Source organism: uncultured Methanobrevibacter sp. (genome assembly GCF_900316895.1).
Classification (GTDB): domain Archaea; phylum Methanobacteriota; class Methanobacteria; order Methanobacteriales; family Methanobacteriaceae; genus Methanocatella.
Genome location: NZ_ONER01000065.1, coordinates 1 through 9,997 on the forward strand (window position 1 = coordinate 1; position 9,997 = coordinate 9,997).

General features: G+C 36.3%; 9 protein-coding genes and 1 pseudogene. 9 read left to right on the top strand and 1 reads right to left on the bottom strand.

Translation table 11 applies throughout. The annotated features are described in order from the left end of the window. Positions 1 to 528: pseudogene (locus QZN27_RS07370) on the bottom strand (hypothetical protein); the annotation flags it as partial. A 157-nt stretch (positions 529 to 685) separates the two neighbouring features. On the opposite strand from QZN27_RS07370, the gene QZN27_RS07375 reads away from it, so the two are divergent. The 9 genes from QZN27_RS07375 to topA form a co-directional block, all read left to right on the top strand. Continuing rightward, positions 686 to 1,507: a phosphorylcholine transferase LicD gene (locus QZN27_RS07375; RefSeq protein WP_296785811.1), complete on the top strand. Its 822-nt coding sequence runs from the start codon at positions 686 to 688 to the stop codon at positions 1,505 to 1,507. A 245-nt stretch (positions 1,508 to 1,752) separates the two neighbouring features. Further along, on the top strand, positions 1,753 to 2,955 hold the full coding sequence (gene aepX / locus QZN27_RS07380; protein WP_367237661.1) for a phosphoenolpyruvate mutase: 1,203 nt from the start codon (positions 1,753 to 1,755) through the stop codon (positions 2,953 to 2,955). 8 nt (positions 2,956 to 2,963) lie between these two features. Further along, the gene (locus QZN27_RS07385) at positions 2,964 to 3,689 is read left to right on the top strand and encodes a metallophosphoesterase (RefSeq protein WP_296785814.1); all 726 of its coding nucleotides are present in this window, start codon (positions 2,964 to 2,966) and stop codon (positions 3,687 to 3,689) included. Beyond that, on the top strand, positions 3,690 to 4,697 hold the full coding sequence (locus QZN27_RS07390) for an NAD(P)-dependent oxidoreductase (protein WP_296785817.1): 1,008 nt from the start codon (positions 3,690 to 3,692) through the stop codon (positions 4,695 to 4,697). It abuts the gene before it with no gap. Continuing rightward, complete coding sequence (locus QZN27_RS07395) at positions 4,697 to 5,461, top strand: DUF6564 domain-containing protein (RefSeq protein ID WP_296785820.1); 765 nt, start codon at positions 4,697 to 4,699, stop codon at positions 5,459 to 5,461. The genes QZN27_RS07390 and QZN27_RS07395 overlap by 1 nt, the downstream gene beginning before the upstream one ends. A 1-nt stretch (position 5,462) precedes the next feature. After that, the gene (locus QZN27_RS07400) at positions 5,463 to 6,644 is read left to right on the top strand and encodes a hypothetical protein (RefSeq protein WP_296785822.1); all 1,182 of its coding nucleotides are present in this window, start codon (positions 5,463 to 5,465) and stop codon (positions 6,642 to 6,644) included. 1 nt (position 6,645) lies between these two features. After that, positions 6,646 to 7,764 (top strand): phosphonopyruvate decarboxylase, encoded by a 1,119-nt coding sequence (gene aepY / locus QZN27_RS07405; RefSeq protein WP_296785825.1) that lies wholly within the window; start codon positions 6,646 to 6,648, stop codon positions 7,762 to 7,764. Positions 7,765 to 7,772: 8 nt separating this feature from the next. After that, complete coding sequence (locus QZN27_RS07410; RefSeq protein WP_296785827.1) at positions 7,773 to 8,615, top strand: phosphorylcholine transferase LicD; 843 nt, start codon at positions 7,773 to 7,775, stop codon at positions 8,613 to 8,615. A gap of 105 nt (positions 8,616 to 8,720) precedes the next feature. Then, on the top strand, positions 8,721 to 9,997 hold a 1,277-nt coding region (topA, locus tag QZN27_RS07415; protein ID WP_296785829.1), incomplete at its 3' end, for a DNA topoisomerase I.

Sequence of the window (9,997 nt, forward strand, 5' to 3'; positions counted from 1 at the left end):
ATTTTTAGTTAAATAAATATTTTTGATATTCTTATGGGTTCCATAGGTTTCACAGTTATTTAAAAAGTAAATTCCTCCGATATGGAGTAAAGTATCAATAATTGGATTAATTTTATGAGTTTCACAGATGGGTTGGGTATAATTTGCCAATCCATCTTCAATAATATTTGAATTCTCATTTTCATAAAACATGAAAGCATATCCGCTAAAGGGATGGCCGTAGTTTTCCACATCCTTGTTAAAGGTCTTAATAAACAACAGTATTCTTAATTTTAAATAATTGTAAACATATGTTGTAAGTCCTTTAATCATTTGTTTAATCCCTAATGTTTCAATGGACTGTTTGAGCCCTCCATATTTGGTTGCTTCAACCGGAACAATGATTGGATTGATATTTTTCGAAATTTCTTCTGGGAATGTGTTGTGAACAATAATGATGTCATTTTCATCATATCCTTTTAACAACAAATATAAAAAATATGAATAAACAGATGTGAATAATCCTAAATTAATTTGTTTTTTTCCCATAATTATTCCTACTATCCTTTTTGAAATAGAAATGTATTTTCTATTAGTAATTTATAGATTAATTTTATCGTTTATTAAATTAATATTTTTTTGATATTGTAATTGAAAAGCTATTTTCAAGATTAATTTTATATGTTTTAAAATTAAAATTGAAACTATGGCATTAAATTTAAGACATTATTCTCCTGAAGATTTAAAACATTTACATGAACTTGAAGTCATGATTTTAAAGGACATGATTGATGTTTTAGAGAAAAACAACATTCCTTATTTTGCCTATGGGGGAACTCATATTGGAGCGTTAAGGCATGAAGGTTTTATTCCATGGGATGATGATGTTGACATTGTATTATTCAGGGAGGATTATGAAAAAGCTATTGAAGTTTTTAACAGGGAATTGGATCCGGATAAATATGAGGTATTGTCACCCTCCTTGATTGACGATTGTTTTTATTTATTTTCAATGGTTTCTTTAAAAGGAACCAAATATGCATTTTGGTACAGGGATTATGTAAGCTATAACGTCGGGATTCATATAGACTTCTTTGCACTTGATAATGTTCCGGACAGTGATTTTAAATGCAAGTTATATTATTATAAAACCAGATTATTAAATCACTTACAAACCAATGCAATTATTGACATGAAGCATTCAAAAGCACATCACTTAATCCATAAAGTGCTTAAAATTCTTCCATTTTCAAATAAAAAATGGAAAGATATTACATATAATGCTATAACCAAATATAATAAAGAAGATACTAAAAGAGTTGCTGATGCTGGTGAAATCAGTGGATTTTTTGCTTATGACAGAGATATTTTTAAACCGGGCATTAAAACTAAATTTGAAAATATAGAGGTTGTGGTGCCCCAATCTGATGAAATTTTAATTCAACTTTTTGGGGATTATATGCAAATTCCTCCTGAAGAAGAAAGATATAATTCCGCTCCGGAAGTTCTTGATTTTGGAAAATATTAAATGGACCGATTTCATCGTCTTTTTAATTGTTAATCTTTAAACCAATAATGGTTGTAATAATTGGATATGTTGGTAATTTTTAAATATTTCTTTTTTTATAAATAATATATTATATAAAATTTGATTAAGGTAATTATTATGAACTCTGATAAACCTATCGTTTACACTTGTTTTTGCACTGATGTTATTCATGATGGTGTCACTTAAATTTAATTAATGAAGCAAAAAAATACGGTGATATTGTAATTGGTGTTTTATGCGATTCTGAAATGGTTAAATATAATAAATTTCCATTAAAGTCCACCAAAGAACGTGTTGAATTAGTCAAATCAATTCCTGATGTTAAAGAAGTTATAATTCAGGATAATATCATGTATGATAAAGTAGTTGAAGAACTTCGCCCGGATTATATCATCCACGGCGACAACTGGGCTGAAGACTCAATGAAGGTAATCAAGAAAAACATCTTAAAATGTTTGGATGAATATGGTGGGGAGCTTATAGAGGTTCCATACACATTCAATCCTAAAGTCCAAAAGATTGACAGGCAAATGAGGGAAAAACTGGCAATGCCTGAGCTTAGAAGAAAAAGATTAAGACAATTGTTAAATATGGTCCCGGTCGTTAAGACAATTGAGGTTCACAGTGGTCTTACAGGTTTGATAGCAGAAAAAACAGTAATTGCCGAAGACAATCACATTGACCAGTTCGAAGCGATGTGGATTTCAAGCTTATGCGACAGTACCGAAAAGGGAAAACCGGACATAGAACTTGTGGACATGACATCAAGATTCAGGACAATCAACGATATCATGGAAGTCACCACAAAGCCAATCATTTTCGATGGGGATACCGGAGGAATCGCTGAGCATTTCGTTTACACTGTGAGATCTTTAGAGAGAATGGGAGTTTCAGCAGTCATCATTGAAGATAAGATAGGATTGAAGAAAAATTCCCTCTTTGGAACCGAAGTCGAGCAGACCCAGGATGAAATCGAGCACTTCTGTGAAAAGATTGCTGCAGGAAAAAATGCACAATTGTCTGATGACTTTATGATTATTGCTAGAATTGAGAGCTTAATTCTTGAACAGGGCATGGATGATGCATTAAAAAGGGCATTTGCATTCAGAGATGCCGGTGCTGACGGAATAATGATTCACAGCAGACGCAAAGAGCCTGATGAGATATTGGAGTTCTGCGACAAGTTCAGGGCTGAAGACAGCGAAACCCCAATTGTGGTTGTTCCTTCATCATACAACACAATCACTGAAGATGAATTGATAGAGCATGGCGTAAACATAGTCATTTATGCCAACCAATTACTCAGGGCAGCATTTCCTGCAATGCAGAATGCTGCAAAAAGCATCCTGAAATATCACAGGGCACATGAGATAGATGAAGAATTATTATCCATAAAAGATATCATTACATTAATCGATGAGTTATAAGTGGTCAAATGTCAAGATATGCAATTTTATCAGATATTCATGGAAACCTGTTTGCACTCGAGGAGGTAGTCAGGGATTTCAAAGACATAGACCATATCATCCTTCTTGGGGATTTGATAGACTACGGAATGCAGTCCAATGAGGTTGTTGAATTCATTCATGAGAATTTGACCGAAAAAATCATTTGCAATCTCTGGGGAAACCATGAAAAGGCGATTCTGACCGAAGACTATAATCACTTTTCAAGCAAAAGGGGAGTTGAATCCGCCCAGTATATTGGCTCTCAGCTTTCTGATTTCACAAAATCCTATTTGGATAATGAATGCGCCCACGAGGGATTTTATGAAATGAATTTGGACGGCAAAAAAGTATTGGCGATTCATGGATCACTTAACGACAACTACTGGAAATCAATTTTTCCGGACAATCTCAATGGAGAATATTCCGAATATGACATTGTGCTGTCTGGCCATTCCCACTATCCGCATGTGTTCCAGAAGTTTTATGAGGCCGACAATCCTGAAATGAGGAATAAAAAATCAGTCTTATTCATTAATCCCGGCTCTGTCGGACAGCCTAGAAACCACAATCCCAATGCTCAGTATGCGGTCTTGGACAGTGGAAGCATGGGCGTTGAATTAAGATCGGTCGAATATCCAAAGGATAAGGCAATGAGTTTATATGATGGTAATGTTGATGATTTTTACAGAAAACGTTTAGAAAGAGGAGTTTAAATGAAGATTTTATATGTAATTAGCGGTGTAACCGGAATGACAGGTAACGAGCTTGTGAGACAGCTCATAAATCAGGATGAAGACCAGGTGGAAATCATCGGCTTTGATAATTTCTACGCATCATCAATCGATACGGTAAAGGATTGTCTTGACAGTGATGCATTCACATTCTTTGAATATGACCTGAATGACAAGGAACAGATGGCAGAAATTGAATATCTTGTAAACAAATCCAAGGATGAATTTGATGAGGTCATATACATCAACTGTGCGGCGGTTGTTCACACAGAGCACTTTTATAACGTTTATGAAACTTATGAGACAAATGTCGTTGGAATGAACGACTTCTTGGAACAGGCAATTCGCGTCGGGGCCGAAAAATACATCAACTGCTCCACATCAGAGGTCTACTCAATGAACTCCTGGAATGAGGACGGCGGTGTCAAGGAATCAGATTACATCACTATGGCCGATGCGGAACACAGCCAGAGGACAAGCTATGCAACAGGAAAATTACTGACAGAGTTTTTCATGAAGGATGCCGTCGATACAGGAAAAATCAAGGGCTGCTCCATCCGATTTGCAAACGTATACAGCAGGGATGAAAAGTATCCTAAGCATATCATTCCACATATCATCGACAGCTTCAAGAACACAGGTGAAGTCACTTTGCTTGAAAACTCAAAAGTAAACTGCAGAACATTTTTAAACAATTATGACAGCTGCAGTGCCGTTTTGGCATTGGCAAAAACTGATTCCGCACTTGACGGTTCCATTTATAACGTTGCAACCGATGAGGAAATATCCATCATTGACCTGACAAAACTTATTGCAGATAAAATGGGAATTGAAGACCCAACAATCAAATTCGAAGGATACAGGGAGTCAGATCCTGAAAGGAGACTTCTGTCAACTGAAAAAATCAGAACCAGAACTGACTGGGAACCTATTATAGATTTGGATAAGGGTCTTGATGAATGTGTTGAAAACTACACAAAAGGTGAATAATGAAAATAGCAATCATAACAGTGGCAGGAATATCCAGCAGATTCAACAGAGGCATCCCAGAAGAGGAAAAGATATTGAAATGCATATACTGGGAAGATGACCCTAAAAATACCCTGATTTATCAGCTGCTCAATAAGGTATCCTCATATGATAAAATCATTGTTGTCGGAGGATTCAAATTTGATAATCTTGCCGCATACATGTCCGAAAACGTTTCCGCTGAGCTTAAGGAAAAAATCTCACTGTGCAACAATGACCATTATGACGATTTGAGCTCCGGTTACAGTCTGTACCTTGGGGTTAAAGAGGCATTAAGCTATGATAATGTTGATGAAATCCTGTTTGTGGAAGGTGACCTGGATATAGATGACGAATCCTTTTCAAATGTCGTAAAATCACAGAAGAATGTCATAACCTACAATAAGGAACCTATATATTCAAACAAGGCAGTTGTGCTTTACCAAAATGAAAATGATGATTACAAATATCTGTTCAACAGTGACCATGGGCTCCTGGCCATTGAAGAGCCGTTCAAGGCAATATTCAACTCCGGCCAGACATGGAAGTTCAGGGATGACGAAATCCTTGAAAGAGCCAATACTTACTTCAAGAATAATATAATCGAGGATACAAACCTCGGAATTATCCAGAAATACTTTGATTTAGTTGACAATGATGAAATAGAAGTCATTGAATTGAAGCGATGGGTAAACTGCAATACACGTGACGATTACAAAATTATAAAAGAATATTGGAGCAAATAAAATGAAAACATTGGATGAAAGATTAAAAATAGTTGAAGAACATGTTAAAAATGATGAGATTACAATAATGATAATAGGTTTAGGAAGTGTCGGAACCTATTTACTGGATTTTTTAGTTAGCAAAAACGATCCTGCAATAAAATTGGTTGTCGTCGGAAGAAATGCCGAAAAAATGCAATCCGACGTCAATATCGTAAGAGTGGCAAGCCTCATTCGTGAGCTCAACAAGTCACAAATCGAAATCGAAGCGGGCGTTGATTTGAATGACATTGAATCAATCAAAAATGCAATTGCCAAATACAATCCTGATTTCATTGTAAACTCAAGCAGAGCATATGCAGGAATCAAATACGGAAGCATTTCCTGGCATAACGTAAGGGCATATGGAATCTGGACTCCACTCTCCATCAAATTCACCAAAAACATAATGGAAGCATGCGATGCTGCAGACACCGATGCTGTTGTCATCAACACATCCTACTCCGATGCTGTAATTCCATGGCTTAAAAGTGCCGAAAAAGCATATCCTGACTTTGGAAGCGGAAACCTCAATCACCTGATTCCAAGGATGAAATTTGCAGTGGCAAACATATTGGGTGTTGACGATTTCTGGAACGTTGATTTTAATTTCGCAGCTGCACATTTCCATGATGTTGTAATAAGCAAGGAAGGCCAGACCGAAGGTGTTGACCTGCCTCTCAAAATCTATTACAGGGGAGAGGAAAAGGACATCCCTCATGAAGATATCTACAGCCAATGTTCAATCAGCATGCCTGTTGACCAAAAAAGAAACATGATGAATGCATCAAGCAATTACCGCATAATCTCAGCGGTCATCGATGCAATAAGAACCGGCGAAGACCAGAAAGTATTTGCACCGGGAGTATTTGGCCATATCGGAGGATATCCTGTAATTATAGGATATAAGGATGGAAACATATCCGCATGGATTGACGAGTCAGTATTCACATTCGATGAAATGGATAAGGCAAATCGCGAATCCCTGGCACTGGATGGTGTTGAAGACATCAGGGACGGTGCACTGTACTACACCGATGATTTAATCGCAAAGGTTAAGGATGCATTCGGCGAAGACCTTCCAAAAGAAGTTAAATATGAAAACATCGAGGAAACTGCAAACTTCCTGATTGAAAAGATCATAACTCCACAATTAAACGGATAAAATGAAAGTTGAAGATTTTATAAATGTCTTGGATTGTGATTTTTACACCGGTGTTCCGGACTCACAGCTTAAGGCATTGTGCAACTATTTAATGAATGTTTATGGAATTGATGAAAAGCACCATATTATAGCTGCAAATGAAGGAAATTGTACTGCACTTGCAGCTGGCTATCATTTGGCAACCGGCAAGGTGCCATTGATTTATATGCAAAACAGTGGTGAAGGAAACATTATCAATCCCACAGCATCCCTTTTAAATGATAAAGTCTATGCAATTCCAGCTATTTTTGTAATTGGCTGGAGAGGCCAACCTGGAATTCATGATGAGCCTCAACATATTTATCAGGGTCAAATAACCTGTGATTTGCTTGATTTGATGGATATTGAGAATTTTACGATAGATACTGACACCACAATAGAAGAGCTTGAAAATGTCATGAAGGAATATGAAAAGCTCCTAAAAGATGGTAAACAGGTTGCATTTGTTGTTAAAAAAGGCGCTTTATCATATGACGGCGAAATAAAATATCAGAATGATAATGATATGGTTAGAGAAGAGATAATCGAGCATATTGTTAATGTAACCGGTGAAAATCCGATTATTTCAACTACAGGTAAAGCCAGCAGGGAACTGTTTGAAATAAGGGAAAGAAATAATCAATCTCATAAATATGACTTTTTGACTGTCGGTTCTATGGGCCATACCTCTTCAATTGCATTGGGCGTAGCAATCAACAAACCTGATGAGAAAGTCTGGTGTATAGATGGTGACGGTTCACTTTTGATGCATATGGGGGCCATGGCAGTCGTGGGCAATTTTAATCCAAAAAATCTCGTTCATGTTGTTATCAATAATGAGGCTCATGAAACTGTCGGCGGAATGCCTACTGCAGTGAACAAAACCGATTTGGTTGAGGTTGCAAAGGCTTGCGGATATTCATATGCCGTCACAGTTGATAACTTCAAAAGATTGGATGAAGAGCTTAATAAGGTAAAATCTCTAGATAAGTTATCCTTCATTGAAATCAAATCTTCGATTGGAGCAAGAGATGATTTGGGAAGGCCAACTACAACCGCAATCGAGAATAAGGAAAATTTCATGGAATTTTTAGGCAATTAGGTGGTAAATTGAAATACACAGAGTATGATGACAAAACTTTAAAACACTTGCAAAGCTTAGAATTAATGATTTTAAAGGATTTCATCAAATTTTGTGAAAAGAACAATCTGACCTATTATATTTATGCTGGTTCTATGCTTGGAGCTATTAGGCATAACGGTTTTATTCCATGGGATGATGATTTGGATGTTGTTATGTTTAGGGATGATTATGAAAGATTTAAAAAGGTTTTTTTAGCTTCTCCAAATGAAAAATACAAATTGCTCTCAAGTGAGACTGAAGATGACTATTTCCATACTCTTTCAAAATTAATGTTGAAGGATACTCTTTTTGAGGAAAAATGGGTTGATCAGGTCGATTTCCATGTAGGAATCAATATTGATATTTTTGTTTTAGACGATTTGAGTGATGATAATTTTAAAAGAAATTATCAACTTAAAAAAGCCTTTTTATACAATAAGCTTTTGATAATGTCCAAAATTAAATTAGATGATTTGCCATTTTTAACCAAAACAATCACGCATCTTGGCCATTATATATTGAAATTATTTAGAGTTAAACCATCTACTCTTCACAAAAGATGTTTAAACTTTTTAATGAAATATAAAAATCCAAATTCCAGGCATGTTTTTGACATTTCTGCAACAGCAGAAGAATATCCTCAGATATATCTTAAAGATGATTTTAAAGATATAATTAAAGTTAAATTTGAAGATATTGAAGTTAATGTTCCTAAAAATTATGATAATATCTTAAAAAGTTTATATGGTGATTATATGCAATTGCCTCCTGAAGAGGATAGATACAATCACATTACTGAACATTTAGACTTCGGACCATATGCCGATTAATTTTATTCTGCATTGTCAAAATCATGTTTTGAATAAAAATCTTTTTATATTATTAATTTCATTAAAATATATTTAATAAAAAATTTTAGATAGGGTAAGAGTATAATGCATGAAGTAATAATTTGCGAAAAACCGAGTTCAGCAGAAAAGATAGCAAAAGCACTTTCACCAAGTGCTAAAAAGAAAGTATACAACAAGAAAGTCAAGTATTGGGAACTTAAACGGGATGAAAAGGACATTACAGTCGTTTCAGGTGTCGGTCACCTTTACTCACTGATTCCCAAAAAACAGAAATACAAGGTATCATTTGACCTTCACTGGGTTCCTGCCCATGAGGCAAGCAAGGCTAGCGGTTTTACCAAAAACTATCTGAATGCAATAAAGAAATTCGGAAAGAACGCCGATTCATACATTCATGCCTGCGATTACGATGTTGAAGGGACACTCATCGGATACAATGCCCTTAAATATGCATGCGGTGAAGACTCTTTAAATAAAGCTTCCAGGATGAAATTCTCCACTTTGACCAAAAAGGACATTCTGGATGCCTATGAAAACAGGATTAACATTGACATGCACCAGGTGGACAACGGTATCGCAAGACACATCCTTGACTATTACTTTGGAATGAATATTTCAATAGCCCTATCAGATTCAGTCAAGAAAACCAAGCACAGATTCTTAAAATTGTCCGTAGGACGTGTACAGACTCCTACATTATCCATTTTAGTTGACCGGGAAAAGGAAATCAGGGAATTCGTACCTGAGCCTTTCTGGAACATAAAAGCTATTCTTGACTTTGAAGACATTGAAATCAAGCATGTTGACGGAAACATCTTTGACAAGGCAAGGGCAGAAGAGATCTTTGCCAAATGTGACGGCAAGGATGCAACAGTCGACAAAATCACATTTACCAAATCAAAAACAAAGCCTCCGGTGCCGTTTAACTTAAGCGGTCTTCAGGCTGAGGCTTATAACGTATTCGGATTTTCACCTAAAAGGACTCAGGTTGCAGCACAAAACCTATACAGTGCAGGTTACACTTCCTATCCGAGAACATCCTCACAGGTACTGCCTGAAAGCCTTGGATTTAAGGACATATTCAAGCAATTGGCAAAAAGCCATGAGTTCAAACCGCACATAGACAAGCTGCCGTCAAAACTGGTGCCTCACAACGGTAAGAAAACCGATGCGGCTCACCCGCCTATTCACCCGACAGGAATCCTGCCAACCAGTCTGAATAAGGATGAGCAGAAAATCTACAGCTTAATCGTTTACAGGTTCATTGCAGTATTCTTTGAATCAGCGGAATTCGAGGCAATGAGGACAACCCTGGACATTGAAGGCGAGAAGTTCAAGTTCAACAGAAGACGAGTGACTCA

What these genes read in the sequence shown, in the direction of transcription:
- QZN27_RS07375 (WP_296785811.1), top strand. Translation starts at nt 686, where the DNA reads ATGGCATTAAATTTAAGACATTATTCTCCTGAAGATTTAAAACATTTA.
- QZN27_RS07385 (WP_296785814.1), top strand. Translation starts at nt 2,964, where the DNA reads ATGTCAAGATATGCAATTTTATCAGATATTCATGGAAACCTGTTTGCA.
- QZN27_RS07390 (WP_296785817.1), top strand. Translation starts at nt 3,690, where the DNA reads ATGAAGATTTTATATGTAATTAGCGGTGTAACCGGAATGACAGGTAAC.
- QZN27_RS07395 (WP_296785820.1), top strand. Translation starts at nt 4,697, where the DNA reads ATGAAAATAGCAATCATAACAGTGGCAGGAATATCCAGCAGATTCAAC.
- QZN27_RS07400 (WP_296785822.1), top strand. Translation starts at nt 5,463, where the DNA reads ATGAAAACATTGGATGAAAGATTAAAAATAGTTGAAGAACATGTTAAA.
- aepY (WP_296785825.1), top strand. Translation starts at nt 6,646, where the DNA reads ATGAAAGTTGAAGATTTTATAAATGTCTTGGATTGTGATTTTTACACC.